This window comes from Sphingomonas sp. PP-CE-1A-559 (genome assembly GCF_004340965.1).
In the GTDB taxonomy this organism is placed as follows: Bacteria; Pseudomonadota; Alphaproteobacteria; order Sphingomonadales; family Sphingomonadaceae; genus Sphingomonas.
Genome location: NZ_SLYA01000002.1, coordinates 483,406 through 510,276, shown reverse-complemented (window position 1 = coordinate 510,276; position 26,871 = coordinate 483,406). Strand labels below are relative to the sequence as shown.

The window sequence follows — 26,871 nt, the reverse complement described above, 5'->3', positions numbered from 1 at the left end:
GGATACAAGCATGAGCGAGACCGCAACCCTCAAGGTCGACGGCAAGGATTTCGAGTATCCGGTGATGTCCGGTACGGTCGGACCCGATGTCATCGATATCCGCAAGCTGTACGCGCAGACGGACAATTTTACCTATGATCCGGGCTTCACCTCGACGGCGTCGTGCCAGTCGAAGCTGACCTATATCGATGGTGACGCGGGCACGCTGCTGCACCGCGGCTACACGATCGGCGAGCTGGCCGAGCAGTCGAACTTTATGGAAGTCGCGTACCTGCTGCTCAACGGCGAACTGCCGAGCGAAGACGAGCTGGCGAACTTCTCCAACACGATCACGCGCCACACGATGGTGCACGAGCAGCTCGCGCAGTTCTTCCGTGGCTTCCGCCGCGACGCGCATCCGATGGCGATCCTGTGCGGTGTCGTCGGCGCGCTGTCGGCCTTCTATCACGATTCGACCGACATCCACGATCCGGCCCAGCGCGTGATCGCGTCGCACCGCCTGATCGCCAAGATGCCGACGATCGCCGCGATGGCGTACAAGTACAGCGTCGGCCAGCCGTTTGTGTATCCGGACAACACGCTGAGCTACACCGGCAATTTCCTGAAGATGACGTTCGGCGTGCCGGCCGAGAAGTACGTCGTGAACCCGATCGTCGAAAAGGCGATGGATCGCATCTTCATCCTCCACGCCGATCACGAGCAGAACGCGTCGACCTCGACCGTCCGTCTCGCCGGTTCGTCGGGCGCCAACCCGTTCGCGTGCATCGCGGCCGGCATCGCCTGCCTGTGGGGCCCCGCGCATGGCGGCGCCAACGAAGCCGCGCTCAACATGCTGCATGAGATCGGCACCGTCGACCGGATCCCCGAGTACATCGCCCGCGCCAAGGACAAGAACGATCCGTTCCGCCTGATGGGCTTCGGTCACCGCGTCTACAAGAACTACGATCCGCGTGCCGCCGTCATGCAGACGACCGTCAAGGAAGTGCTCGGCGAGCTGGGCGTCACCGACCCCGTGTTCGACGTCGCGATCGAGCTCGAGCGTCTGGCGCTCAGCGATCCGTACTTCATCGAGAAGAAGCTGTTCCCGAACGTCGATTTCTATTCGGGCGTGATCCTGTCGGCGATCGGCTTCCCGACGTCGATGTTCACCGTCCTCTTCGCGCTCGCCCGCACTGTCGGCTGGGTCGCGCAGTGGAACGAGATGATCACCGATCCCGACCAGAAGATCGGCCGTCCGCGTCAGCTGTACAGCGGCCCGACTGCGCGTGACTACGTCCCGATGGCGTCACGCTGATGAAGACGCTCCGGCCGATCCTGATGGTCGTCGGCGTGCTCTGCGCGCTGATGGGTCTGCTCTGGATCGGTCAGGGGCTCGGATACGTCCACTGGCCGCAGTCGAGCTTCATGCTCGACCAGCGGCCATGGGCGGATCGCGGCGCATTCCTCGCCGCGTTCGGCCTAGCGCTGATCCTGGTGGCGCGTCGGATCCGCCGGTAACGTCAGCACGAACCGCGCGCCTTCGCCGGGCGCGCTCTCGATTCCAAGATCCCCCTGCATCGCCCGCGCGAGACGCCGTGCGATGTACAGGCCGAGCCCGTTACCGCCGGCCTCCGACGGATCGACCCGCTCGAACTTCTCGAAAATCCGCACCTGGTCCTCGGGCGCGACGCCCTTGCCCTTGTCCGCCACCACGACGACCGCGTGGGTCTGCGTCCGCGTTACCGTGACGATCACCTGCGCCCCGCGCGGCGAATAGCGCACCGCGTTGCCGACGAGATTGACCAGAACCTGCAACACGCGACGGAAATCGCCGAGCGCCGGAACGCGCACGTCCAACGCCGGGCGCGTGATCGTGACGCCTGCGTTCGCCGCGCGCACCGACAACAGCCCGGCCGCCCGTCGCGCTACATCGGCAAGGTCGATCGGCTCGGGCACGAGTGAAAAATCGGGCCGCTCGACGGCCTGGAGATCGACGAGGTCATCGACCAGTTCGAGCAGATGCCGTCCGGCACTGGCGATATCCGCGGCGTAATCCGCATAATCGCCCTGCACCGGACCATCCGCCTGCGCATTGATGCTGTCGGCATTGGCGACGATACGCGCGAGCGGAACCCGCAATGCCTTGTCGAGTCCGCTCGTAAAGGTCGGCGACAGTGTCTCGGGCGAGGCAGCAGGGGGTGGCGCGTCTTCGACTACCATGCGTGCAGCGCCAACGAACCCCGCAAAGTCGCCCGCCGCATCGTGTCGAACATTGGCCGTCAACGTCACCGCGCGTCCGGAACTCCGCAGCCGTGCCGGTTGCGCCGTCATCGGGCGTCGCCGGGCAAGAGAATCGAGGATCGGCAAAGCCCCATCCACACCGGTATCCAGCGAGAACATCGCCGTCAGCGGTTGGCCGAGCAGCGCGAAGGCGTCGAACCCGTGCTTAGGCCCTGCATCGAGCGTGACGAACGTCAGCCGCAGCGCGGAATCCGTCTCCCACCGCCAATCCGTGTCGCTGCCGTGGAAATCGTCCTGCGTATCCGGCGACGGTCGCGCCGGCCGCCACGCCGCGATCTCGCGCCAGCCGCTCACCGTCAGCCGCACGTTCTCACCATCCGGCTGAGCCCGTACCCAAAGGTCTACATCCGTTTCGTCGTCCGCGACGACCACGCCGCGCGACACGACGATCCCCAGCCGACGCGCGAGCCGTGCGATCGTCGCAAGCTGCGGCACCGCGAGTGGCGCACCGCGCATCCCGCCCGCCCGCTGGTTGAGCGCAACCAGCGCCGGGTCCGCAAACGACAGCGAGCCGTCGGGCGCGACGATCGCGTGCGCAATCGGACTTTCGATCGAAGGGTCGAACACGCTCATAGCCGATCCGTACGCGCCAGCGCGCGCAACGCCATCCGAAAATCGCGGTTCAGTGCCAACGGTGCAAGCGACGCACGCGCATCCTCGACCCTGACCGACACGATCGCGTCGAGCGCATCCGCAAACGCCTCGATATCCCGTCGCGGATCCGCCTCCGACAGCGCCAGCCCGATCCGTGCGATTGTCGGCCGGTCGAGATCGATCGCGCGCAATGCGAGCCACAACCGATCGCCCTCCGGATCGAGCGTGATCGCCCGCGCCTGATCGAACGCGATGCCGATTGCATGCGCCAGCACCGCGACGAACAAGGACAGCCGCCGGTCGCCAATCGATTCGACCAGTACCGCGGGCAATTCATTCGGTCGCGCATCGAGCGCACCGGCGAGCCGCGTCGCCACCGCATCGGGCCGCTCGCCTTCGTCATGTGCCGCGAGACTGCGCTGTGCCGCATCGGTGATCGCCCGGTCGCTCTCGCGCGTGACGGACTTCAAGCCATCGCGCACGGCCGCCGCCACCCACCAGACGAGCCGATGATGCAGTTCGGCGGGCAACTCGCTGCCGCCGACCGATCCCTGCTCGTTCGCCACCCGCCGCCGGCTTTCCGCTGCCAGCAATGCAGACGCCGCCGATGCCACCACGCTGTCCGGCACCCCGGCCAGCCGTACCAGCAAGCTCGCTTCGTCGGGTTCCGCGACCTCCACCGGCAACGACGCGGCGATCAGGTCATGGCGTACGCGCGCGATCAGTTCGTCCATCAATTCTTCGTCGCGAAGCAATCCCGCCCGCGTAAGACGATCGAGAACGCCGCCCGCCCCGGCCTTCAACATCGCCTCGCCGGCCTGCGTCGCGCCGCCACCCGCCAGCAGTCGCGCGGCATGTCGGCGGATGTCCCATTCGATCGCCCCGACGATCGCGCCGAGCACTTGCGCGAGCATCAGCCGCGTTCGGTCGTCGAGCCGTGCGTCGGCGTCGAGAAAGAAATCCGCGATCGTTCCGGTCAGCCGCGCGTCCGCGCGCAGGCGTGCATCCTCCGCTCGCGCAACGGGATCATAGGGCGACACGACGTCACGCACTGGGTCTGGATCGACCGACATGATCCCGTGCTTAGCCTCCGGACGTTAAGGTCCGCCTAAGGCGTTCGGCGAAGTCGTTCGATGACGACCGCCAGCGTCGCGGTCGCATACACCGCGGTCAAGCCGAGCCCGAACACCGGGAACCCCAGGATCGCGAACAGCGCGACGATCAACAGATAGGCCGCCGGACTTCCCCACCACATCTGCCGTTCGCGCTCGAGTATGGCGCGTTCCGCTAGCGCGCCGATCGCGACGAGCGCGGTACCGATCGCCAATGCGGTGTTGTTCCCTGCATAGCCACTGACGAAAAACGCGAAGACCAGGATCGATGCCGCAGCCACGCCGCCGATCGCGAAGGTCTGCCCACGGGCCATCGGCGCATCGTCGCGAAGTCCGCTGAGCACCGAGCCGAGCGCCAAGGCTATGCATCCTACGAGCGACAGGACCAGGCCGATCGACGGCAGCCCGAAGCCGATCGTCACCAATCCGGCCACGCCCAGCGCAGCGCCTGCCGCCCCGACCGTCGTGCCCGCCGCACCACGATCGACCAGCAGCGGCAATGCGAGCCGCGCGATCGGTGCGAGAACGAAGCGGTCGAACCAGCCGCGCCGCCCCGACACGATCGTCATCAGCACCGCGCGCCCGCGCTCTTCCAGCGTCCGCGCCTGACGCTCGATCCCATGCCCACCGCGCACCGCGTCGGTCGGCAGCAGCACGTGCGTCGCGCGCGACTGCACTGCGAACCGCAACAGCGATGACTGGAGATCGTAATCCTGCGGCAGGCCCGCGACTTCGGCGATCCGGCTCGAACTCAGCCGAGCGACGCCGGCCCACGCCATTTGCCCGCCGACACGCTCGAACCCCGGCCCTGCGTCGCTCTCGGGGACGACGAGCAGGCAGTCGCCATCTTCGACCGCCATCGCCTTGACGATCGCGTCGGTGGTGACGAGCCCGTCGCCGAGCATGAGCACCGGTGCCAGCGGGTGAAGTTTCTCGCCAGCTTCCATCGCGGATCGTACCGTATCGACGCTCACGCCGCGTCGTCCGATGCGGTTGATCGCCCCGAGCAATTCGGGTGTCATGCGCGCGACGACGATGATGATCTGCGAAACGCCGGCGGCGATCAGCAACCGCGCCTGATACTCGATCAGCGTCACACCGCTGAAGGGCAAGGTCGCAGCAAGACGATCGGGGCGATCGTCGGCATCATGAATTGCAAATAATAGGCCGGCAAGCATCGCAGGCTGTTAGGCGGTACGCGCCGTCCTGCAAAGCCCGCGTTCGGCCGAACCGCCCTGCGCCAAGGCTCGGCTCGGCGTGCAGGCACGAAACCGCGCGTCGTACGGTACCTAACCTTATGGTCGCCGGATCGTAAGCCGTGCCGCCCTGCTTACCGGACGGATGAACGCGCAAGGATCGCATCATCCGTTTTGTCCCGCTGCAATTCATGATACTTCCGCAGTTCATGAACGGGGGTTCGTCAATGATCGGGTTTCGCGCGTCGGCAGGCAATGCCCATCCCATTCGCGCGGATATCGTGATGGATCCAGTGATAGAAAACATGTCCGACACCGTCACAGAAACGGGCTTCGATGAGGTTTATCAAGACCCTGCGCCCGACCGCGCACACCTTTACGTAGGTATCGCGGTTGCCGTCGTGGTTATCTGGCTGGCGGCGATGCTGTGGCTCGCGCGCGGTTCGCTCGCGACGATCGAGCCGGTTGCTTTAGTCCAGTTCATCGCCGCGCTCTGCGTTATCCCGGCGCTGATCGGTATCGTCTGGCTGCTCGCGATGCGGACCAGCCGTAGCGAGGCGCACCGGTTCGGCATCACCGCGCAGGCGATGCGCGACGAGGCCGCCAGCCTCGAACGCACCGTCGCCGCCTTGTCGAACACGATCGACGCCAACCGCCAGCACCTCGCCGAACAATTGAACGCGTTGATGGCGATGGGCGGCGGCGCGACCGAACAGCTCGCGGCGATCGGTCGCGGTATGGTCTCCGAGATCGACCAGGCCGCGGCGCACGCGCGCAACCTCGCGACCTCGACGGCCGGCGCGCAGACCAGCCTCGGCGTCCTGATCGCCACTCTGCCCCGCGCGCAGGCAGATATCGACGACGTCGCCAAGCGTCTCGAACGCACCGGGCTGTCTGCGAGCGAACATGCCGCCGCCCTCGACGCGCAGATCGTCGCGCTGGCCGAACGTGGCCGCGATGCCGACGCGATGGCCAGCGGCGCCGCGCAGCGCCTAGCCGCACACATCGTCCGCATGGAGGCGACCAGCCAGACCGCCGGCGCACATCTCGAATCGGTCACCGACGGCATGTCCGCCGCGGTCGACGCACTGCTCAACCGCACCGCCGACGCGGTGGACTTGTCACGCCGCGGCATTGCCGCGCAGGGTGACGCGATGCTGGCGATGGTCGGCGCGAACCAGGCCGCACTCGACAGCGCCGCCCGCGACAGCGCCGAAGCGCTCGCCAAGCGGATCGCCAGCGTGGAGGACGCGATCGAACGCGTCGCGATCCGCCTCGACCTGCAACGCAGCGCCGGCGACCGGATCGTCGACGATCTTCACACCGGACTCGGCGAAGTCGAGGCACGGATCGAACTGCTTCATCGCCACGGCACCGAGCGCACCCAGGACCTCGCCGCATCGATCGGCGCGCTCGGCGGCTCCGCCGACGCGATGACCGAAGCGCTGCGGGCCGGCGACGACATGGCGCACCGGACGATCGCGACGACCGAAACACTGCTCGTTGCCCTCGACTCTGCCGCGCGCGAAATCGACGAAACGATGCCAGCCGCACTCGGCCGCCTCGATACGCAGGTGCTCGCCAGCAAGAGCATCGTCGTTTCGGCGCGCCCCGAACTGCTCGCGCTCGTCACTGCCGCGGAGAGCACGCACGACGCGATCGAAGCGATCGCCGGGGTCATCGGCGAACAGCGCCATGTGCTCGACACGCTGTCGACCGACCTACTCAATACGCTCAACACCGGCCGCGCGAAGGCCGATGCGCTCGGTCACATGGTCGATGAGGCGATCGGCCGGACGCAGCATTTCGCCGAAGACGCCGCGCCGCAGTTGATCGAGGCCCTCCACCGCGTCCGCGAGACCGCCGCGGTCGCCGCCGACAAGGCGCGCGAGACGCTGTCGAAGGTCATACCCGAAGCCGCAGCCGCACTCGAAGCCGCCAGCGCCGACGCGATGCGCCGCGCGACCAACGACACCGTCGAACGCCAGGTTAAGGCGCTCACCGACGCGACCGGTGCCGCGGTCGACGCCGCCACCGGCGCGACCGAACGCCTCGCGCGCGAAGTCCAGGCGATCGTCGACCAGACCGCGATCGTCGAAACGCGGCTCCAGGAAGCCCGCACCGAGCGCGAGGACGCCGACCAGGACACCTTCGCGCGCCGCGTCTCTCTGCTGATCGAATCGCTCAACTCCGCGTCGATCGACATCACCAAGGCGATCGCACCCGAAATCTCCGACAGTGCCTGGGGCGCATACCTGAAAGGCGACCGCGGCGTCTTCACGCGTCGCGCCGTCCGTATCCTGGACGCCAGCGAAGTCCGTGAGATCGCGGGTCTGTACGACGAGGATGAGACCTTCCGCGAGATGGTCAACCGCTACATCCACGACTTCGAAGCGATGCTCCGCACGATCCTGACGCAACGCGACGGCTCGCCACTCGGGGTGACGTTGCTCTCATCCGACATGGGCAAGCTGTACGTGGCACTGGCGCAGGCAATCGAACGCCTGCGCTGAGACGAGCTGCATAGGAATTCGAAATGATCCAGCGTCACCGCTAAAGCGGCCTTCGCCAGCGGAGCAATCCGCCGACCGGACTCATATTCCAGGCTTACATGCCCAGACTGAACACCAAGATTTGCGTCGTCACCGGCGCAGCACGTGGCATCGGCCGCGCGATCGCCGAGCGCTTCCATATCGAAGGCGCCATCGTCATCCTCACCGACGTCGACGAAACCACCGGCGCCGAGACTGCGATGGCCATCGGTTGCCGGTTCGAAAAGCTCGACGTCCGCGAAGAGGCGGATTGGCAGCGCCTGGCGGCGGTCGTTCCGGCGGCCGATGTGGTCGTCAACAATGCTGGCGTAACGGGTTTCGAGCACGGCATGGTCGCGCATGATCCCGAGCACGCGACCTTGTCGGACTGGCGCGCGGTCCATGCGGTCAATCTCGATGGCACGTTCCTCGGCTGCCGCTATGCAATCGGTGCGATGAAAGCAGCGGGCACGGGGTCGATCATCAACATCTCGTCGCGGTCGGGGCTGGTCGGCATTCCCCTCGCCGCGGCCTATGCCTCGTCGAAGGCGGCGATCCGCAATCATAGCAAGACGGTGGCGCTGTATTGCGCGCAGCAGGGGTGGAAGATCCGCTGTAACTCGGTGCACCCGGCAGCGATCCTGACACCAATCTGGGAGCCTATGCTCGGGGACGGACCGGACCGCGAGGCGCGGATGGCGGCGCTGGTGGCCGATACGCCGTTGAAGCGGTTCGGGATGCCGGAGGAGGTCGCCGCGGTGGCGGTGATGCTCGCGTCGGGCGAGGCGACGTATATTACGGGGACCGAGATCAATATCGATGGCGGGTTGTTGGCTGGCTCAGCCGCGTCGCCGGGGTAACGGCAACATCGTAATCCTCCCCCGCTAGGGGGAGGTGGCACCGAAGGTGACGGAGGGGGGACACGGAACAGAGGTTACCCCTTCCTCCCCCTCCGTCTGGCAAGAACCAGCCACCTCCCCCTTGCGGGGGAGGATCGTGGGGTCGCCCCTCAGCGCGTGACCATGTTGCCACGATCGAACAGGTCGACGCTCTGCGGCGTAATCCACCCGTAAGAATAATTCAGCTGGAACAGCACGAACAACACCGTCGCCACCACGGTCACCCGCCACGCCGTCCGCCCCGACCGAAACTCATGCGGCGCGCTTTCGGTCTGGCCGGGGACGTGTTCGCCCCCGACCTCACGCGTCGTCTTCACGCCGAATGGCAGGACCAGGAACACCGAGAACGACCAGAACAGGACATAGATCGCGAGTGCCGAGGTCCAGCGCATCGACTCAGCCCTCGATCAGCAGCACGTCAACGATCGGCTGCTTGCCGGTCCAGCGCTTGGCGACCTTGCGCACCGCGAGACGGATCTGCTCGCGCATCTTCTCACTCTCGCGCTTGCCGCCGCGTACCGTGTCCGCGGCCGCCTGGACCGCATCGGCGATAAACGCCGCACGGTCTTCCTCGACCGGCACACCCTGCACGCGGACTTGCGGCTGGCCGACCATCCGGCCGTCCTTGCCGAGCGCGACACCAACCGAAATCTGGCCGTTAATCGCCAGCTTGCGCCGCTCGCTCAGCGTCGCGCCGTCCGCCGGCAGGATCACGTCGCCGTCGAGCACCAGACGCCCGACCGTCGCATTGCCGATTTTCGCCGGGCCCTTGGGCGCGAGGCGGATGATGTCGCCGTTGCTCTGCACGATTGCGCGCGGAATGCCCTGCTCGAGGCCGAAGCGCGCATGCTCCATCATGTGGCGCATCTCGCCGTGTGTCGGCACCAGCACCTCGGGCCGCAGCCAGTCGTACATCTGCGCGAGTTCCGGCTGACCCGGGTGACCCGAGACATGGACGTGTGCCTGGCGCTCGGTGATCATCCGGATGCCCTTGGCCGCCAGCGTGTTCTGGATGCGACCGATCTGGACCTCGTTGCCCGGGATCTGCTTCGACGAGAAGATCACCGTGTCGTCGGCGTCGAGCGTGATCGTGTGCTGGCCATTGGCGACACGTGCGAGCGCCGCGCGCTCCTCGCCCTGGCCGCCGGTGGCGATGATCAGCACCTTGTTCTTGGGCAGGCGCATCGCTTCGTCGGGGCTGATCGTGTCGGGGAAATCCTTCAGATAGCCCGTCGCGCGCGCGACCTTGATGATCCGGTCGAGCGAACGCCCGGTGACGCACAGCTTGCGCCCGGTTTCCTTCGCGACTTCGCCGAACGTGTGCAGACGCGCAGCGTTCGACGCGAAGCTGGTGATCATCACGCGGCCCTTGGCCTTGCTGACCTCCTCGAACAGACCCTTCCGCACGGTGCTCTCGCTGCCGGAAGCGGTGGTGTTGAAGATGTTGGTCGAATCGCAGACCAGCACGTCGACGCCCTTGTCGCCGATCGCCATGAAGCCTTCGGGCGTGGTCGGGTTGCCGATCACCGGGTTCTTGTCGAGCTTCCAGTCGCCGGTGTGGAACACGCGACCATAAGGCGTGTCGATCAGCAGCGCGTTCGCCTCGGGGATCGAATGCGACATCTCGACGAAGGTGAAGCCGAACGGCCCGAGCTGGAAATTGCCGCCCATCGGGATCATCTTGAGCTTCACGCGGTTGGCGATGCCCTCTTCCTCGAGCTTGCCGCGGATCAGGCCCATCGTGAACGGTGTCGCGTAGATCGGCACGCCGAGGTCTTCGGCGAGATACGGCAGCGAGCCGATATGATCCTCATGGCCGTGGGTGATGACGATGCCGAGCAGGTCGTCGATCCGGTCTTCGATGAAGGACAGGTCGGGCAAGATCACGTCGACGCCGGGATATTGCGGATCGGCGAAGGTGATGCCGAGATCGACCATCACCCACTTGCCCTGGCAGCCGTACAGGTTGACGTTCATGCCGATTTCGCCGGAGCCGCCAAGGCCACAGAAAAGGAGTTCGTTCTTCGGAGTCATTGATTACTTTCAGGATTATACAGGAATATGGCCCGCAGGCCGGTCGGCGCGAGCCCAATGGCCCTAGATATGGTGACGATCCCACATCATCGCCAGCCCCTGGATCGTCAGGTCGGCTTCGATGACGTCGAACACGTCGGTCTGTTTCTCGAATAATGTAGCAAGCCCGCCAGTGGCGACGACCTTCACGGGACGGCCGATCTCGCGCTTCATCCGCGCGACCAGCCCCTCGATCATCGCGACATAGCCCCAATAGATGCCGATGTGCATCTGCGAGACGGTGTTGAGCCCGATCACGCTTGTATCGCTCGGCGCCTCGATCGCGATCCGCGGGAGTTTCGCCGCGGCGGTGACCAGTGCGTCAAGCGACAGGTTGATCCCCGGCGCAATGATCCCGCCCTTGTACGCGCCGCTATAGTCGACGACGTCGAACGTGGTTGCGGTGCCGAAATCGATCACGATCAGATCGCCGGGATGCAGCGCGTGCGCGGCGATCGTGTTGACTGCACGGTCGGCACCGAGCGACGCAGGCTCGTCGACGTCGATAGAGATGCCCCATTCGACCGGAGCGTGGCCCGCGATCAGCGCTTCGGTGTTGAAGTATTTCGACGCGAGCACCTGAAGGTTGTGCAGCGCGCGCGGGACGACGGTGGCGACTATTACGCCCTCGACCGCGTTACGATCATGCCCCCCAAGCTGCATCAACTGGCTCAACCACACCGCATACTCGTCCGCCGTCCGCCGGGGATCGGTCGCGATCCGCCAGCGTGCGACGATTTCGCCGCTTTCGACGAGCGCGAACACGACATTGGTATTGCCGGCATCGATCGCGAGCAGCATCAGCGGGGCCTCAAAGCAGGAAGACGTCGGCAGCGTGAATGACACGCCGTTCGCCAGACGCCAAGCGGAGGATCAGCGCGCCGTCGGTGTCGAGCCCGACGAACAGGCCGTCGATCCCGGTGCCATCGGGGAGCCGCGCGGTCAACGCTGTGCCCGCCGGGTGCGCGCAATCGACCCAGCGCTCGCGGACGGGGGCGATGCCCTCGGTGCGCCAACGGCCGATCCAGCGCGCGAAGCTGTCGGCGAGGATGTCGAGGAACATCGCCGGTTCGACGACCACGCCGTGCGCGGCGAGATCCGTCGTCGCACGGTCGGGCAAATCGGGATGATGCGCGATGTTGACGCCGTAGCCGACGATCACCGCATTGTCCGCGCGTTCGAGCAGGATACCCGACAGCTTGGCATCCGCCAGCAACAGGTCGTTCGGCCATTTCAGGACAAGCGTCTCGCTCGCATCGGTCGTGCCCTGGCAGATCCCCGCGACGAGAAACGTTGACACCGTTTCCTGCAAGGCGACCGCGGCGACCAGCGCTAGGCTGGCGGCTGGCGGATCGTTAGGTCGCAACCGGACGAGCGTGCTCGCGTAGAGGTTACCCTCGGGTGACGACCACTCCCGCCCGAGCCGCCCCCGCCCCGCCGTCTGTCGGATCGCACGCAGCCAGAGACCGTCCTCGGCACCGCCGCGTGCAAGCTCCAGCAGGTCGGCGTTGGTCGATCCTGTCTCCGCGACGGTGCGGATGATGCTCAGAACAACGCCCGTGCGGCCGCCATCGTCCACGCGCCGAGCACGGGGATGAGGAGGTAGCCGGCTGGCGACACGAACACCGCGGCGATGGCGATCAGGCCACCCTCGACCTTGCTCTCCATCGGCGCGAACGCCGGAGCGGGGTCGTCAAAGTACATCGTCTTGACGACACGCAGGTAATAATACGCGCCGATCACCGAGGCGGCGATGCCGACCACTGCCAGCGGGAACAGCCCGGCGTCGACCGCTGCGCTGAACACCGCGAACTTCGCGTAGAAGCCGAACAGCGGCGGGATGCCGGCGAGGCTGAACATGAAGATCGCGAGTGCCGCCGCCAACGCAGGCCGGGTCCGCGACATGCCGGCGAGACTGTCGATCGTCTCGACCGGCTGCCCGTCGTCACCACGCATCTGCAACACCACCAGGAACGAGCCCAGCGTCATCGCGACGTAGATCGTCAGGTACATCAGCACGCCCGACACGCCCTCCGGCGTCCCGGCTGCCAGACCGATCAGCGCGAAGCCGACATTGTTGATCGACGAGTACGCCAGCAGGCGCTTGATGTTGGTCTGGCCGATCGCGGCGACCGCACCGAGGATGATCGAGGCGAGCGCCGCGAAGATCACGATCTGGCGCCACTGGTCGGTTGCCGGGCCCATCGCATCGACCGCCACGCGCACGCTGAGCGCAAGCGCCGCGACTTTCGGGGCGGACGCGAAGAACGCGGTGACCGGGGTAGGTGCGCCCTCGTACACGTCGGGCGTCCACATGTGGAACGGCACGGCGCTGATCTTGAAGGCGAGGCCAGCGAACACGAACACCAGACCGAACAGCAGGCCGAGCGACTTCGTGCCTGCATAGGCTTCCGAGATGCCCGAGAACAACGTCGTGCCGCTGAACCCGTAGACCAGCGAGATGCCGTACAGCAGGATGCCGCTGGCAAGCGCGCCGAGCACGAAATACTTCAAGCCGGCTTCCGCCGAACGCCCGTCGCGCCGCATGAAGCTCGCAAGGACGTATGCCGCAAGGCTCTGGAGTTCGAGACCGACATACAGCGTCAGCATGTCGGTGGCCGAGACCATGATCCCCATGCCGCACGCCGACAGCAGGACCAGCACCGGATATTCCGGACGCAGATCGTCGCCGTGCGTCCGCGCGAAGAACCTCGGCGCCATGACGATCGCGACCGCCGAGGCGATGTAGATCAGCACCTTGGCGAACGCGCCGAACGCGTCCGCGCGGTACAGGCCGTCGAACGCATAGCCACCCGACGACGCCGGACCGACCAATGCGATCCCTGCCCCGACCAGCACGAAGACGGCGGCGATGGAGACGGCGCGCGTGGACTTGTCCCCGCCCCAGGCCGAGACGAGCATCAGGGCGATCGCACCCAACGCAAGCACCAGTTCGGGCAGCGTCATTGCGATGTTAGCAGCGTAATCCATCAGTGTGCCTCCCCGTGCGCGGCACTATGGACGGTTGCGGCGGGCTTCCCCGCAGTTGGGTTGGAATCGTTGGCAGGCTTGGCGCGGTCGACACGGGCGAGAAGCACGCCCACGTCCTTGCGCATCGGTGCCAGGAAGCTCTCGGGATACACGCCCATCCACAGCACGACGGCTGCAATCGGTGCGAGCAGCCACATCTCGCGGCCCGACAGGTCGACCATCGCACGAACGTCATCCGACTTGATCTCGCCGAACACGACGCGACGGTACAGGAACAGCATGTACGCGGCGCCCAGGATGATGCTCGTCGTGCAGAGCAAAGCGGTCCAGGTCGAGACCTGATACGTGCCCATCAGCGACAGGAACTCGGCGACGAAGCCGCTGGTGCCCGGCAGGCCAATCGAGGCCATCGTGAAGAACAGGAAGAAGATCGCATACTTCGGCATGTTGATCGCAAGGCCGCCATAGCGCGAGATCTCGCGGGTATGGAGCTGGTCGTAGATCACGCCGACGCACAGGAACAATGCACCCGATACCAGGCCGTGGCTCAGCATCATGATCATCGCGCCCTCGATGCCCTGCCGGTTGAATGCGAACAGGCCGATCGTGACGATCGCCATGTGCGCCACCGACGAATAGGCGATCAGCTTCTTCATGTCCGACTGCACGAGCGCGACGAGCGACGTGTAGATCACCGCGACCGCCGACAGGCCGAAGATCAGCCAGGTCAACTGGCCCGAGGCTTCGGGGAACATCGGCAGCAGGAAGCGGAGGAAGCCGTATCCGCCGAGCTTCAGCAGCACGCCCGCCAGGATCACCGAGCCTGCGGTCGGCGCCTGGACGTGCGCGTCGGGCAACCAGGTGTGAACCGGCCACATCGGCATCTTGACCGCGAACGATGCGAAGAACGCCAGCCACAGCCACGTCTGCACGTGCGCCGGGAAATCGTAGTTCATCAGCGCCGGGATGCTGGTCGTGCCCGCGGTCTTCGCCATGTACAACATCGCGATGAACATCAGGACCGAGCCGAGCAGCGTGTACAGGAAGAACTTGTACGACGCGTAGATCCGGTTCGCGCCGCCCCAGATGCCGATGATCAGGTACATCGGGATCAGGCCGGCCTCGAAGAACACGTAGAACAGGAACAGGTCCTGCGCCGCGAAGGTGCCGATCATCAACACTTCGGTGAACAGGAACGCCGCCATGTATTCGGGCACGCGCGTCGTGATCGAGCGCCAGCTGGCGCCAATGCAGATCGGCATCAGGAACACGCTGAGCATGATCAGCATCAGCGCGAAGCCGTCGATGCCGAGCGACCAGCCGAACGGACCGAAGATGCCCGGGGCATGCTCGACGAACTGCCACTGCGCGCCGCCGATGTCGTAGTTCATCCACAGCATGATGCCGAGGACGAAGTCGATCAGCGTCGCCGCCAGCGCCAGCATCCGCGCAGTGTTCGCCGAGACGAACAGGCACACGACGGCCGCGATCATCGGGACCGCGATCAGGACGGAGAGGATAGGAAAGCCGGTCATTACAGTCCGATCGCCCAGGTTACGGCTGCGGTCAGCCCGATCAGCATGACGAAGGCATAGGTGTAGAGGTATCCCGTCTGGAAGCGGTTGGCCACGCGGCTGCCGATCTGGACGACCCAGGTCGCGCCGTCTGGCCCGAACCGGTTGATCGTCTTCTCGTCGCCGCGGTGCCACAGGAAACGGCCGATCGCGAACGCCGGGCGAACGAAGATCAGGTCGTACAGCTCGTCGAAATACCACTTGTGCAGCAGGAAGTCGTAGAGCACGCCGAACTGTTCGACGACCTTGGCCGGGAACGTCGGTGCCTTGATATAGGCGTACCAGGCGGTCAGCAGGCCGAGCAGCATCGCGATCGTCGCCGACAGCTTGATCAGCAACGGCACGCCGTGCATCTCGTGCATCAGATGTTCGCGGAACGCGAGTGCGCCCTTCCAGAACTCATCGCCCGCGGTCGGCTCGATGAAGAAGCCGTGGAACACGAAGCCGGCGAGAACCGCACCGATCGACAGGACGATCAGCGGGATCAGCATCGGCAGCGGGCTCTCGTGCGGGTGATACCCACCGTCGCCTTCGGCCGGCGCATGTTGCGCATCGTGATGATCGTGCGGCGCATGCCCGGCGTCCTCGGCCTGCGCCGGGTTGCCATGGTGATCGTCCGCATGATGCGCGTCATGCGCGTGGTCGTCATGGCCATGGGCGTCGTGGAGCGCATGCTGGATGTGCTCCGATGCGGCCCAGCGTGGCTTGCCCCAGAAGGTCAGGAACATCACGCGCCACGAATAGAAGCTGGTCAGCAACGCGACGAGCACGCCGACGAACCACACGCCCGGTTGACCCGCAGCCCAGCTCGCCTCGATGATCGCGTCCTTCGAGTGGAAGCCTGCAAAACCGATCGCGGTGTTGCCGAAGATGCCGGGGATGCCGACGCCGGTGATGGCGAGCGTACCCGCCATCATCGCCCAGAACGTCACCGGGATCTTCTTACGCAGGCCGCCATAATAGCGCATATCCTGCTCGTGGTGCATCGCATGGATGACCGAGCCGGCGCCGAGGAACAACAGCGCCTTGAAGAACGCGTGCGTGAAGAGGTGGAACATCGCCGCGCCGTACGCGCCGACACCGGCCGCGAAGAACATGTAGCCGAGCTGCGAGCAGGTCGAATACGCGATCACGCGCTTGATGTCGGTCTGGACAAGGCCACAGGTCGCCGCGAACAGACAGGTCGCGGCGCCGACCGAGGTGACCACGGTCAGCGCGACCGGGCTCATCTCAAACATCGGCGACAGGCGGCAGACCATGAACACGCCGGCCGTAACCATCGTCGCCGCGTGAATCAGCGCCGACACCGGGGTCGGGCCTTCCATCGCGTCCGGCAACCAGGTGTGCAGGCCGAGCTGTGCCGACTTGCCCATCGCACCGACGAACAGCAGCAGGCAGAGCACCGTCATCGTGTCGAAGCGGTAGCCGAGGAAGCCGAGCGTCGAGCCCGCCATGCCAGGGGCCGCGGCGAGGATCTCGGGGATCGAGACCGTGCCGAACACCAGGAACGTGCCGAAGATGCCGAGCATGAAGCCAAGATCGCCGACGCGGTTGACGACGAACGCCTTGATCGCGGCTGCACTTGCCGACGGCTTGCGGAACCAGAACCCGATCAGGAGGTAGGATGCGAGACCCACGCCTTCCCAGCCGAAGAACATCTGGACGAGGTTGTTCGCGGTCACGAGCATCAGCATCGCGAACGTGAACAGCGACAGATACGCGAAGAAGCGCGGCTGGTCGGGATCCTCGTCCATATAGCCCCAGCTATACAGGTGGACGAGCGCCGAGACCGACGTGACGACCACGAGCATCACCGCGGTCAGCGCATCGACGCGCAACGACCACGCGACGTTCATGTCGCCCGAGTGGATGAAGTCGAGCAGCGGCGCGACGGTGGCCGTGCTGGTGCCCGACAGGAAACCGATGAAGATCGGCCAGGACAACAGGCACGACGCGAACAGCGCAGCCGTAGTGACGAGTTTCGCCGGCACGTTGCCGATCGCGCGATTGCCGAACCCGGCAACGATCGCGGCCAGTAACGGCAGGAAGACGATAAGCTGGATCAACCGTATTACCCCTTCATCCGGTTGACGTCGTCGACCGCGATGGTGCCGCGACCGCGGAAATAGATCACGAGAATGGCAAGGCCGATCGCGGCTTCACCCGCGGCGACCGTCAGCACGAACATCGCGAACACCTGTCCAACGAGATCGTGGAGGAACGCCGAAAATGCGACGAGATTGATGTTCACCGCCAGCAGGATCAGCTCGATCGCCATCAGGATGACAATGAGGTTCTTGCGGTTCAGGAAGATGCCGAGCACCCCCATCGTGAACAGGATCGCCGCGACGACCAGATAATGGACGAGACCGATCGTCACAGTTCGACTCCCTGCCCGACGACCGGGCTCGTGTTGCGCGTGGCATCCTGCGGACGACGCGCGTTCTGGCGGCTGATGTTCTGCGCCTTGACGCCGCCACGCTGGCGGTGGGTCAGCACGATCGCCCCGATCATCGCGACCAGCAACACCAAGCCGGCCCCCTCGAACACGAACAGATAGCGCGTGTAGAGCAGGTTACCGATCGCCTGGATGTTGGGCACGGTGTCGTCGATCGGCGCGGCACGACGCGCGAGCTGGATCGGCCCGGTGCTCCACGCGCCGATCGCGATCATCACTTCAGCGGCGAGTGCGACGGCGAGTGCGAGGCCAATCCCGAAATACCGGGCGACGCCTGCGCGCAGTTCGGTGAAGTCGATGTCGAGCATCATGACCACAAACAGGAACAGCACCGCGACCGCACCGACATAGACGATGACGAGAAGCATCGCGATGAACTCGGCACCGACAAGGATCATGAGGCCAGCCGCGTTGAAGAACGCGAGGATCAGCCACATCACCGAATGGACCGGGTTGCGCGACGCGATCGTCAAAGCGCCCGACAGGACGACGACGAATGCGAAGAGGTAAAAGGCTAAGGCCTGAATCACGATTGCAGCCCCTTAGACGCCCACGAGAAGAATGAGCGCGCCATTAACGGTACGGCGCATCGGCGGCAAGGTTCGCCGCGATCGCGCTTTCCCAACGGTCGCCATTGTCGAGCAGCTTCGACTTGTCGTAGATCAACTCTTCGCGCGTCTCGGTGGCAAACTCGTAGTTCGGTCCCTCGACGATGGCATCGACCGGGCACGCCTCGGCGCACAGACCGCAGTAAATGCACTTGGTCATGTCGATATCGTAGCGCGTGGTGCGGCGCGACCCGTCGTCACGCGGCTCGGCTTCGATCGTGATCGCCTGTGCGGGGCATACGGCCTCGCACAGCTTGCACGCGATGCAGCGCTCTTCGCCATTCGGATAGCGGCGCAGCGCATGCTCGCCCCGGAAGCGCGGCGACACGGGATTGCGCTCGTACGGATAGTTGATCGTCGCCTTTTCCTTGAAGAAATAGCGAAGCGTCAACGCGTGCGCCTTCACGAATTCCCAAAGGGTAAACGACTTGATGATCTGAGCGACGCTCATGAACCCACTCCAACGCGCGTCAGCATGAGATAGCCCGACACGAGGAAAACCCAGAACAGCGAGACGGGGAGGAAGACCTTCCAGCCGAGCCGCATCAGCTGATCGTAGCGATAGCGCGGCACGGTCGCCTTCACCCAGCTGAACAGGAAGAAGAAGAACAGGATCTTGGCGAACAGCCAGATGATCCCCGGCACGTAGTATAGCGGCGCCCAGTCGACCGGGGGCAGCCAGCCGCCCCAGAACAGCGTCGCGTTGAGCGCGCACATCAGCAGCACGTTGGCGTACTCGCCGAGCCAGAACAGCGCGAACGACATCGACGAATATTCGGTCTGGTACCCGGCGACAAGCTCGCTCTCCGCCTCGGTCAGATCGAACGGCGCACGCTGCGTCTCGGCCAGCGACGAGATGAAGAACATCACCGCCATCGGGAACATCAGCGGGTTGAGGATGTACCCGTTAAAGAACCAGACGTGCGACTTCTGCGCCATCACGATCGCCGACAGGTTGAAGCTGCCGGTCCACAGTACGACCGAAATCAGGATGAAGCCGATCGCGACTTCGTACGACACCATCTGCGCGGCCGCACGAAGCGCCGAGTAGAACGGGTATTTCGAGTTCGACGCCCAACCCGACAGGATGATCCCGTACACCCCGAGCGACGACGCCGCGAGCACGTAGAGCAGCCCGACGTTGATGTCCGCGAGCACGACGCCGACGCCGAACGGCACCACCGCCCAGACGATCAGCGCGACCGTGAAAGTGATGATCGGTGCCAGCAAGAACAGCGTGCGGTTCGCGGCTGCGGGGACGATCGTCTCCTGCAGGAACACCTTGAGGCCGTCAGCAAAGCTCTGCAGCAGACCGAACGGACCGACGACGTTAGGACCGCGGCGCAGTGCCATTGCCGCCCAGATCTTGCGGTCGGCATAGATGATCATCGCCACCGCCAGCATCAGCGGCAGTGCGATCACGAGGATGTCGATGATCGTCGCGAGGAAGAACGCCCAGTCATAACCGAGCGAGGATTCGAACCAGGAGATCATTCGGCTGCCTCCGCGTAGTCTTCCCCGTGGAGAAGTTCGGCCGAGCAGCGCTGCATCGTCGGCGACGCACGGCAGATCGCGTTGGTCAGGTAGAAGTCCTTGATCGGATAGCCAGCGAGGACACCCTCACCTGCACCGTTGAGCGAAGGCGGGTTCCACTCGAACGTCGCGAGCGCCTGGTGACGCAACGCAGGCACGTCCGTGTACATTTCCTCGCGGAGACCCTCGAAGCTATCAAACGGAAGCGTGTGGCCAAGCGTGTCGGACAGCGCACGGAAGATCGACCAGTCGTCACGCGCATCGCCCGGTGCGAACACCGCACGCTCGCCGCGCTGGACGCGGCCTTCGAGATTGACCCACGTGCCCGACTTCTCGGCATAGGTAACGCCCGGCAGAATGACGTCGGCAGCGGCCGCACCCTTGTCGCCGTGATGGCCCACGAACACCTTGAAGCCTGCGAACTTCGAATAATCGACCTCGTCAGCGCCGAGGAAGAAGCCGAGCTTCGCCCCCATCACATCGGCGATGCCGCCCTTCTGCGCATAACCGAGCATCAGCCCGCCCATCCGTGAGGCCGCCATGTGGACGACGTTGAAGCCGTTCCAGTCCGCCTTCACGAGACCCAGCGTATCGACGAGCTTCAGCGCATCCGCATGGCCACCCTTCATCGCGCCGCCACCAACGATCACCATCGGACGCTCGGCCGTGCCGAACGCCTCGATCACCGCCTCAGGCAGAGCGCCGAGCAGCGCCAGATCGTCGCCGAGCCACTCCACTTTGTACGTCAGGTCAGTCTCCGGCCCGATCGCAAAGACCTTCGCGCCCTTCTTGATGGCCTTGCGCACCCGCGTGTTCACCAGCGGCGCTTCCCAGCGCAGGTTGGTGCCCACCAGCAGGATCGCGTCGGCACGCTCGGTGCCCGCGATCGTCGTGTTGAAATTGACCGCGGCGATGCTGGTCGCGTCATAGTCCATGCCGGTCTGACGGCCTTCGAGCAGGCTCGACCCCATCTTCGCGAGCAGCGCCTTGGCGGCGTACATCGTCTCGCAATCGACCAGATCGCCAGCGACAGCCGCAACGCTGGACCCGGCGTTCACCGCCTTGATCGCTGCAAACGCTTCGTCCCACGTCGCGGGAACCAGCTTGCCGTTCACCCGCACATAAGGCTTGTCGAGACGACGACGGACAAGGCCGTCGATCGCATGGCGCGTCTTGTCGGTCGCCCACTCCTCGTTCACGTCCTCGTTGATCCGCGGCACGCAGCGCAACACCTGGCGACCACGGCTGTCGAGCCGGATGTTGGTGCCGACCGCGTCCATCACGTCGATCGTCAGCGTCTTGCGCAATTCCCAAGGACGCGCCTCGAACGCATACGGCTTCGACGTCAGCGCACCGACCGGGCACAGATCGACGACGTTGCCCGACAGTTCGCTCTTGACCGCATTCTCGAGATACGAGGTGATCTGCATGTCCTCGCCGCGGAAGATCGCACCGATCTCCTCGACGCCGGACACTTCCTCGGCAAACCGGATGCAGCGCGTGCACTGGATGCAGCGGGTCATGACCGTCTTGACGATCGGGCCCATATACTTCTCGGTGACCGCGCGCTTGTTCTCGTCGTAGCGCGAATGACCGCGACCATACGCGACCGACTGGTCCTGAAGATCGCACTCGCCGCCCTGATCGCAGATCGGGCAATCGAGCGGATGGTTGATCAGCAGGAATTCCATGATGCCCTCGCGGGCATTCTTGACCATCGGCGAGTTGGTGAAGATCTCCTGCTTGTCCGCCGCCGGCAGCGCGCACGACGCCTGCGGCTTGGGCGGACCAGGCTTCACCTCAACGAGGCACATCCGGCAATTACCGGCGATGCTCAGCCGCTCATGATAACAGAAACGCGGAATCTCCTTGCCGGCAAGCTCGCACGCCTGCAGCACGGTGGCGCCCTGCGGCACCTCGATCTCTACGCCATCGACTTTGACTAAGGGCATTACTCTGCGGCTTCCATCATCGGCGCGGTGTCGCCACCGCGCTCACGGATACGGCGCTCCATCTCGGGGCGGAAATGCTTGATCAGGCCCTGGATCGGCCAAGCAGCGGCGTCGCCGAGCGCGCAGATCGAGTGACCCTCGACCTGCTTGGTGACCTGCTGGAGCATGTCGATCTCGGACAGTTCGGCGTCGCCGGTGCGCATCCGCTCCATCACGCGCCACATCCAGCCGGTGCCTTCGCGGCACGGCGTGCACTGACCGCAGCTCTCATGCTTGTAGAAGTACGAGATGCGGCTGATCGCGCGGACGATGTCGGTCGACTTGTCCATGACGATGATCGCCGCGGTGCCGAGGCCCGAGCCGACAGCCTTCAGGCCGTCGAAGTCCATCGCGCAGTCCATGATCTGCGCGGCGGGCACAAGCGGCACCGAAGAGCCACCGGGGATCACCGCGAGCAAATTGTCCCAGCCGCCACGGATCCCGCCGCAATGCGTCTCGATCAGGTCGCGGAACGAGATGCTCATCTCCTCCTCGACCACGCAGGGCTTGTTCACATGGCCGCTGATCTGGAACAGCTTCGTCCCGCGGTTGTTCTCCGCGCCAAAGCTGGAGAACCATGCCGCGCCACGTCGAAGGATCGTCGGCGCGACCGCGATCGACTCGACGTTGTTGACCGTCGTCGGGCAGCCATAAAGACCGGCCCCCGCCGGGAAAGGTGGCTTCAGCCGCGGCTGGCCCTTCTTGCCCTCGAGGCTCTCCAACATCGCGGTCTCTTCGCCGCAGATGTACGCGCCCGCGCCACGATGCACGAACACGTCGAAGTCGTAGCCCGACCCACATGCATTCTTGCCGATGAAGCCGCGATCGTATGCCTCGGCAACGGCTGCGAACAGCGTCTCGGCCTCGCGGATATATTCGCCGCGGATGTAGATGTACGCGGCGCGCGCGCGCATCGCGAACCCGGCGATCAGTGCGCCCTCGATCAGCTTGTGCGGATCGTGGCGAATGATCTCGCGATCCTTGCAGCTGCCCGGCTCGGATTCATCGGCGTTGATGACGAGGAAGTTCGGCCGGTCGGGCTTCGGCTCCTTCGGCATGAACGACCATTTGGTGCCGGTCGGGAAGCCCGCACCGCCACGGCCACGCAGACCAGACGCCTTCATCACGTCGATGATCGCGTCCTGGCCGAGCGCCATCAGGTCCTTGGTGTTGTCCCAATCGCCGCGCATGATCGCCGCGTCGATGTTCCACGGCTGGAAACCGTAGACGTTGGTGAAGATGCGGTCCTTGTCGGCGAGCATCAGGCCCACTCCCCCCGGTAATCGTGGTTCGCGTCGACCATCGCCTTCAGCGAGGTCGGGCCGCCCTCGGGGCAGCTTGCGCGACGACCGAATTGCGGCCCCGGCGTCGGGTGCCCGCCATTGGCCAGCGCCTCGAGGATCTCGGTCGTCTTGTCGTAATCGAGATCTTCGAAGTTATCGTCGTTGATCTGCACCATCGGCGCATTCGCGCACGTGCCCAGGCACTCGACCTCGGTCAGCGTGAACATGCCGTCCGGAGTCGTGCCGCCCTTGACCAGCCCGCGGTTCTTGCAGGCGGCCAGAACGTCGTCCGACCCACGCAGCATGCACGGCGTCGTGCCGCAGACCTGGACGTGGAAGCGACCGACCGGCGCGAGATTGAACATCGTGTAGAAGGTCACGACCTCGTACACGCGCATGTACGGCACGCTGATCTGACGCGCGACGAACTCGATTACCGGCACCGGCAACCAGCCCTGCGTCTGCGTTTCCGCACCGACCTGGCGCTGCGCCAGATCAAGCAGCGGGATCGACGCCGACTGCTCGCGACCCTTGGGATAGCGCCCGAGGATCTCGTTCGCCTTCACCTGGTTCTCGTCCGTCCACGCGAACGAACCCCAGCGGGCGCGGGTCTCGGCCTCGTCGGGAATTTTCGGAGCTTCAGCCATCAGCGGTCACATTCACCAAAAACGATATCCATCGCGCCGAGGATCGCGGTCGTATCCGCCAGCATGTGGCCCTTCGCCATGAAGTCCATGGCTTGCAGATGCGAGAACGCGGTCGGGCGGATCTTGCAGCGGTACGGCTTGTTCGAGCCATCGGCGACCAGATACACGCCGAACTCGCCCTTGGGGCTCTCGGTCGCGACATAGACGTCGCCGGCGGGCACGTGGAAGCCCTCGGTATAGAGCTTGAAGTGATGGATCAGCGCTTCCATCGACTGCTTCATCTCGCCACGCTTGGGCGGCACGACCTTGCGGTCGAGCGACGCGATCGGCCCCTCCGGCATGTCGCGCAGGCACTGCTTCATGATCCGCGCAGACTGACGCACTTCCTCGACGCGCACCATGAACCGGTCATAGCAATCGCCACGCGTGCCGACCGGCACCTCGAAGTCCATCTTGGCGTACACGTCATAAGGCTGCGACTTGCGCAGATCCCAGGCGATACCCGATCCGCGAATCATCGGACCCGAAAAGCCCCATTTGATCGCGTCGTCGCGGCTGACCACGGCGATGTCGACATTGCGCTGCTTGAAGATGCGGTTGTCCGCGACGAGCGAGATCGCATCCTCGAACAGCCGCGGCAGGCGCGTGTCGAGCCAGTCGCCGATGTCGGCGAGCAGCTTCAGCGGCGCATCCTGATGCACGCCACCGGGACGGAAATAGTTCGAGTGCATGCGCGCGCCCGAGACACGCTCGAAGAAGTTCATGCAGTCTTCGCGGATCTCGAACAGCCACAGGTTCGGCGTCATCGCGCCGACGTCCATGACGTGAGAGCCCAGATTGAGCATATGGTTCGAGATGCGCGTCAGCTCAGCGAAGAATACCCGCAGATACTGCGCACGCTCGGGCACTTCGAGATCGAGCAGCTTCTCGACCGCCAGCACCCAGCTATGCTCCATGCACAAAGGCGAGCAGTAATCGAGACGATCGAAATACGGCAGCGCCTGCGTGTAGGTCTTGTATTCGATCAGCTTCTCGGTGCCGCGATGAAGCAGGCCGACATGCGGGTCGACACGCTCGACGATCTCGCCGTCGAGCTCCATGACCAGACGGAGCACACCGTGCGCGGCCGGATGCTGCGGACCGAAGTTGATCGTGTAGTTCTGGATCGTGACGTCGCCGGTCGTGGGATCGGCTGCGTCGGCTTCACCCAGAAGCTCTTCGACATAGAGGCTCACTGGTTCTGTCCCCCGGTTCCGTTGACACCCTTGCTCGGGATCACATCCGACTCCACGGGCTTGTCCTGCTTCTGGTTGCCCGGATCAGGCTCGCCAGCACCACTTTGACCGGAATGCTTGACGTCCTTCTTACCATAAGGCTCGCTCGGCGCGGCAGGCGCCTGGGTGGGCGACTGCGCCGCGTCCGCCTTAACGATCGTGTCGGCCTTGAGCGGCGTCGGCGCACCCTTGGCCTCGGGCAATGCGCCCTTCTCGTCGCCGGGGAGCACGTAATTCGCGCCCTCCCATGGGCTCATGAAATCGAACGTGCGGAAGTCCTGCGCAAGCTGAACGGGCTCGTACACGACGCGCTTCGACTCTTCCGAATAGCGCAGCTCGACATACCCGGTCAGCGGGAAGTCCTTGCGCTGCGGATGACCGCGGAAGCCGTAATCGGTCAGGATGCGGCGCAGGTCCGGATTGCCGCTGAACAACACGCCGTACATGTCGTACACTTCGCGCTCGAGCCAACCGGCGACCGGCCAGATATCCGTCACCGACGGCACCGGCTTTTCCTCGTCGGTCGCGACATGCACGCGCAGACGGTGATTCCGCGTCAGCGACAGCATGCAATAGACGACCTCGAACCGCTCTGCGCGATCCGGATAGTCGACGCCGGCGATCTCCATGAGCTGCTGGTAGGCAAGCCCCGGCGTATCGCGTAGCGCGATCATCGCGTCGTACAGGTCTTCGCGACGAACGTGCAGCGCGACTTCGCCGACATGGTCGACCGCGTCGAGCAGCATGCCGCCAAGCGCCGCGCGGGCGCTGTCGATCACGCCGTCATTCGACGTGTACGCTGGTGCGGGAGCCCTCAACGCTCGATGCTCCCGGACCGCCGGATCTTCCGCTGCAGCTGCATGATGCCGTACAGCAATGCCTCAGCCGTCGGCGGGCACCCGGGGACGTAGATGTCCACGGGCACGATCCGATCGCAGCCACGCACGACGCTGTAGCTGTAGTGATAATAGCCGCCGCCGTTCGCGCACGATCCCATCGAGATCACGTACTTCGGCTCGGACATCTGGTCGTAGACCTTGCGGAGTGCCGGGGCCATCTTGTTGCACAGCGTACCGGCGACAATCATCACGTCCGACTGGCGCGGGGACGCGCGCGGTGCGGCGCCGAAGCGCTCGAGATCGTAGCGCGGCATGTTGACGTGGATCATCTCGACCGCGCAGCATGCGAGCCCGAACGTCATCCACCACAGCGAGCCGGTGCGGGCCCACTGGAACAGCTCCTCGGTCGACGTGACGAGGAAACCCTTGTCCGTCAGTTCACCGTTCAATCCGTCGAAAAAGCCCTGGTCGGGTGGCACCAGCGAACTGGGCGAACCGGGTGCGGGCTGAAGCTCTACTCCCAATCGAGTGCTCCCTTCTTCCATGCGTAGACGAGGCCAAGGGCCAATTCGCCGATAAAGATCATCATCGAAATCCACGCGGTCCAGCCGAGCGTGAAGACCGAGACGGCCCAGGGATACAGGAACGCGGCCTCGAGATCGAAGATGATGAAGAGGATGGCGATCAGGTAGAAGCGCACGTCGAACTGGCTCCGCGGATCCTCGAATGCGGGAAAGCCGCACTCGTATTCGCTGAGCTTCTCAGGCGTAGGCTTGTGTGACCCCGTGAGGCGCGAGACGGCTATCGGCAGGAACACGAACGTGCTCGACAATGCGATGGCGATCCCGAGGAACAGGAGGATCGGAAGGTAGTGCGACAGGTCGACCAAATTGCTTCTCGCAAGTGCGAACGGAACGGGGCCGCTTTAGGCCGATGGGGGGTGATGGGCAAGGCGTGGAGGGTGTGAGAATCACTCGCAAGTGGAGGG

25 protein-coding genes are annotated in these 26,871 nt (G+C 64.8%); 4 read left to right on the top strand and 21 right to left on the bottom strand.

Annotated features, from left to right (window positions below):
- Positions 1-10: 10 nt before the first annotated feature.
- On the top strand, positions 11-1,294 hold the full coding sequence (locus C8J42_RS07835) for a citrate synthase (RefSeq protein WP_056048581.1): 1,284 nt from the start codon (positions 11-13) through the stop codon (positions 1,292-1,294).
- Positions 1,294-1,497: a hypothetical protein gene (locus C8J42_RS07830; RefSeq protein WP_056058354.1), complete on the top strand. Its 204-nt coding sequence runs from the start codon at positions 1,294-1,296 to the stop codon at positions 1,495-1,497. The genes C8J42_RS07835 and C8J42_RS07830 overlap by 1 nt, the downstream gene beginning before the upstream one ends.
- Here the strand turns inward: C8J42_RS07830 and C8J42_RS07825 are convergent.
- Genes C8J42_RS07825 through C8J42_RS07815 form a run of 3 tightly spaced genes read right to left on the bottom strand, consistent with a single transcriptional unit; the run spans position 1,459 to position 5,098 of the window.
- Complete coding sequence (locus C8J42_RS07825) at positions 1,459-2,853, bottom strand: HAMP domain-containing sensor histidine kinase (protein ID WP_133019536.1); 1,395 nt, start codon at positions 2,851-2,853, stop codon at positions 1,459-1,461. The genes C8J42_RS07830 and C8J42_RS07825 overlap by 39 nt on opposite strands.
- Positions 2,850-3,947: a DUF2336 domain-containing protein gene (locus C8J42_RS07820; protein WP_133019535.1), complete on the bottom strand. Its 1,098-nt coding sequence runs from the start codon at positions 3,945-3,947 to the stop codon at positions 2,850-2,852. The genes C8J42_RS07825 and C8J42_RS07820 overlap by 4 nt, the downstream gene beginning before the upstream one ends.
- 35 nt (positions 3,948-3,982) lie before the next feature.
- The gene (locus tag C8J42_RS07815; protein ID WP_243644185.1) at positions 3,983-5,098 is read right to left on the bottom strand and encodes a hypothetical protein; all 1,116 of its coding nucleotides are present in this window, start codon (positions 5,096-5,098) and stop codon (positions 3,983-3,985) included.
- 389 nt (positions 5,099-5,487) lie between these two features.
- Here C8J42_RS07815 and C8J42_RS07810 point away from each other — a divergent pair, with 389 nt between their 5' ends.
- Both C8J42_RS07810 and C8J42_RS07805 read left to right on the top strand, forming a co-directional pair.
- Entirely contained in the window at positions 5,488-7,695 is a 2,208-nt protein-coding gene (locus tag C8J42_RS07810; RefSeq protein ID WP_243644183.1) for a hypothetical protein, read from the top strand.
- A gap of 98 nt (positions 7,696-7,793) precedes the next feature.
- A complete protein-coding gene (locus C8J42_RS07805; RefSeq protein WP_120300086.1) occupies positions 7,794-8,573 on the top strand; it encodes an SDR family oxidoreductase in 780 nt (259 codons plus the stop codon).
- 149 nt (positions 8,574-8,722) lie between these two features.
- On the opposite strand, the gene C8J42_RS07800 is transcribed toward C8J42_RS07805, so the two are convergent.
- From C8J42_RS07800 to C8J42_RS07715, 18 genes are all read right to left on the bottom strand, one after another.
- Positions 8,723-9,004 carry a DUF1467 family protein gene (locus C8J42_RS07800; RefSeq protein ID WP_133019533.1) on the bottom strand — a complete coding sequence of 94 codons (282 nt, stop codon included), beginning with the start codon at positions 9,002-9,004 and terminating at the stop codon, positions 8,723-8,725.
- A 4-nt stretch (positions 9,005-9,008) separates the two neighbouring features.
- On the bottom strand, positions 9,009-10,646 hold the full coding sequence (locus C8J42_RS07795; RefSeq protein ID WP_056048555.1) for a ribonuclease J: 1,638 nt from the start codon (positions 10,644-10,646) through the stop codon (positions 9,009-9,011).
- Positions 10,647-10,709: 63 nt separating this feature from the next.
- On the bottom strand, positions 10,710-11,486 hold the full coding sequence (locus tag C8J42_RS07790; protein ID WP_133019532.1) for a type III pantothenate kinase: 777 nt from the start codon (positions 11,484-11,486) through the stop codon (positions 10,710-10,712).
- A 10-nt stretch (positions 11,487-11,496) separates the two neighbouring features.
- Positions 11,497-12,228 carry a biotin--[acetyl-CoA-carboxylase] ligase gene (locus tag C8J42_RS07785; RefSeq protein WP_133019955.1) on the bottom strand — a complete coding sequence of 244 codons (732 nt, stop codon included), beginning with the start codon at positions 12,226-12,228 and terminating at the stop codon, positions 11,497-11,499.
- Between the two features lie 2 nt (positions 12,229-12,230).
- Positions 12,231-13,676, bottom strand: coding sequence for an NADH-quinone oxidoreductase subunit NuoN (gene nuoN, locus C8J42_RS07780; RefSeq protein ID WP_133019531.1), 1,446 nt, complete (start codon positions 13,674-13,676; stop codon positions 12,231-12,233).
- Positions 13,676-15,211, bottom strand: coding sequence for an NADH-quinone oxidoreductase subunit M (locus tag C8J42_RS07775; protein WP_133019530.1), 1,536 nt, complete (start codon positions 15,209-15,211; stop codon positions 13,676-13,678). The genes nuoN and C8J42_RS07775 overlap by 1 nt, the downstream gene beginning before the upstream one ends.
- On the bottom strand, positions 15,211-17,316 hold the full coding sequence (gene nuoL / locus C8J42_RS07770; RefSeq protein ID WP_133019529.1) for an NADH-quinone oxidoreductase subunit L: 2,106 nt from the start codon (positions 17,314-17,316) through the stop codon (positions 15,211-15,213). Before nuoL ends, C8J42_RS07775 begins: the two co-directional genes overlap by 1 nt.
- Positions 17,317-17,321: 5 nt before the next feature.
- A complete protein-coding gene (gene nuoK / locus C8J42_RS07765) occupies positions 17,322-17,624 on the bottom strand; it encodes an NADH-quinone oxidoreductase subunit NuoK (RefSeq protein ID WP_175518104.1) in 303 nt (100 codons plus the stop codon).
- A 2-nt stretch (positions 17,625-17,626) separates the two neighbouring features.
- Complete coding sequence (locus C8J42_RS07760; protein WP_056048540.1) at positions 17,627-18,238, bottom strand: NADH-quinone oxidoreductase subunit J; 612 nt, start codon at positions 18,236-18,238, stop codon at positions 17,627-17,629.
- Between the two features lie 43 nt (positions 18,239-18,281).
- On the bottom strand, positions 18,282-18,767 hold the full coding sequence (gene nuoI, locus C8J42_RS07755) for an NADH-quinone oxidoreductase subunit NuoI (protein ID WP_055877898.1): 486 nt from the start codon (positions 18,765-18,767) through the stop codon (positions 18,282-18,284).
- A complete protein-coding gene (gene nuoH, locus C8J42_RS07750; RefSeq protein ID WP_056058320.1) occupies positions 18,764-19,810 on the bottom strand; it encodes an NADH-quinone oxidoreductase subunit NuoH in 1,047 nt (348 codons plus the stop codon). Before nuoH ends, nuoI begins: the two co-directional genes overlap by 4 nt.
- Positions 19,807-21,801, bottom strand: coding sequence for an NADH-quinone oxidoreductase subunit NuoG (gene nuoG, locus C8J42_RS07745; RefSeq protein ID WP_133019528.1), 1,995 nt, complete (start codon positions 21,799-21,801; stop codon positions 19,807-19,809). The genes nuoH and nuoG overlap by 4 nt, the downstream gene beginning before the upstream one ends.
- Entirely contained in the window at positions 21,801-23,102 is a 1,302-nt protein-coding gene (nuoF, locus tag C8J42_RS07740) for an NADH-quinone oxidoreductase subunit NuoF (RefSeq protein WP_056050371.1), read from the bottom strand. The genes nuoG and nuoF overlap by 1 nt, the downstream gene beginning before the upstream one ends.
- Positions 23,102-23,770: an NAD(P)H-dependent oxidoreductase subunit E gene (locus tag C8J42_RS07735; RefSeq protein ID WP_056048529.1), complete on the bottom strand. Its 669-nt coding sequence runs from the start codon at positions 23,768-23,770 to the stop codon at positions 23,102-23,104. Before C8J42_RS07735 ends, nuoF begins: the two co-directional genes overlap by 1 nt.
- On the bottom strand, positions 23,770-25,005 hold the full coding sequence (locus C8J42_RS07730; RefSeq protein WP_107962012.1) for an NADH-quinone oxidoreductase subunit D: 1,236 nt from the start codon (positions 25,003-25,005) through the stop codon (positions 23,770-23,772). Before C8J42_RS07730 ends, C8J42_RS07735 begins: the two co-directional genes overlap by 1 nt.
- Positions 25,002-25,862 (bottom strand): NADH-quinone oxidoreductase subunit C, encoded by an 861-nt coding sequence (locus C8J42_RS07725; protein WP_120300077.1) that lies wholly within the window; start codon positions 25,860-25,862, stop codon positions 25,002-25,004. Before C8J42_RS07725 ends, C8J42_RS07730 begins: the two co-directional genes overlap by 4 nt.
- Positions 25,859-26,407, bottom strand: a complete 549-nt coding sequence (locus tag C8J42_RS07720) for an NADH-quinone oxidoreductase subunit B (protein ID WP_056058310.1) — start codon at positions 26,405-26,407, stop codon at positions 25,859-25,861. The genes C8J42_RS07725 and C8J42_RS07720 overlap by 4 nt, the downstream gene beginning before the upstream one ends.
- Positions 26,398-26,772, bottom strand: a complete 375-nt coding sequence (locus C8J42_RS07715) for an NADH-quinone oxidoreductase subunit A (protein ID WP_120300076.1) — start codon at positions 26,770-26,772, stop codon at positions 26,398-26,400. Before C8J42_RS07715 ends, C8J42_RS07720 begins: the two co-directional genes overlap by 10 nt.
- Positions 26,773-26,871 lie beyond the last annotated feature (99 nt).

Bases quoted from the DNA above. Each gene is read 5' to 3' on its own strand.
- C8J42_RS07835 (WP_056048581.1), top strand. From the start codon at position 11: ATGAGCGAGACCGCAACCCTCAAGGTCGACGGCAAGGATTTCGAGTAT.
- C8J42_RS07830 (WP_056058354.1), top strand. From the start codon at position 1,294: ATGAAGACGCTCCGGCCGATCCTGATGGTCGTCGGCGTGCTCTGCGCG.
- C8J42_RS07825 (WP_133019536.1), bottom strand. From the start codon at position 2,853: ATGAGCGTGTTCGACCCTTCGATCGAAAGTCCGATTGCGCACGCGATC.
- C8J42_RS07820 (WP_133019535.1), bottom strand. From the start codon at position 3,947: ATGTCGGTCGATCCAGACCCAGTGCGTGACGTCGTGTCGCCCTATGAT.
- C8J42_RS07810 (WP_243644183.1), top strand. From the start codon at position 5,488: ATGTCCGACACCGTCACAGAAACGGGCTTCGATGAGGTTTATCAAGAC.
- C8J42_RS07805 (WP_120300086.1), top strand. From the start codon at position 7,794: ATGCCCAGACTGAACACCAAGATTTGCGTCGTCACCGGCGCAGCACGT.
- C8J42_RS07800 (WP_133019533.1), bottom strand. From the start codon at position 9,004: ATGCGCTGGACCTCGGCACTCGCGATCTATGTCCTGTTCTGGTCGTTC.
- C8J42_RS07795 (WP_056048555.1), bottom strand. From the start codon at position 10,646: ATGACTCCGAAGAACGAACTCCTTTTCTGTGGCCTTGGCGGCTCCGGC.
- C8J42_RS07790 (WP_133019532.1), bottom strand. From the start codon at position 11,486: ATGCTGCTCGCGATCGATGCCGGCAATACCAATGTCGTGTTCGCGCTC.
- nuoN (WP_133019531.1), bottom strand. From the start codon at position 13,676: ATGGATTACGCTGCTAACATCGCAATGACGCTGCCCGAACTGGTGCTT.
- C8J42_RS07775 (WP_133019530.1), bottom strand. From the start codon at position 15,211: ATGACCGGCTTTCCTATCCTCTCCGTCCTGATCGCGGTCCCGATGATC.
- nuoI (WP_055877898.1), bottom strand. From the start codon at position 18,767: ATGAGCGTCGCTCAGATCATCAAGTCGTTTACCCTTTGGGAATTCGTG.
- nuoH (WP_056058320.1), bottom strand. From the start codon at position 19,810: ATGATCTCCTGGTTCGAATCCTCGCTCGGTTATGACTGGGCGTTCTTC.
- nuoG (WP_133019528.1), bottom strand. From the start codon at position 21,801: ATGCCCTTAGTCAAAGTCGATGGCGTAGAGATCGAGGTGCCGCAGGGC.
- nuoF (WP_056050371.1), bottom strand. From the start codon at position 23,102: ATGCTCGCCGACAAGGACCGCATCTTCACCAACGTCTACGGTTTCCAG.
- C8J42_RS07735 (WP_056048529.1), bottom strand. From the start codon at position 23,770: ATGGCTGAAGCTCCGAAAATTCCCGACGAGGCCGAGACCCGCGCCCGC.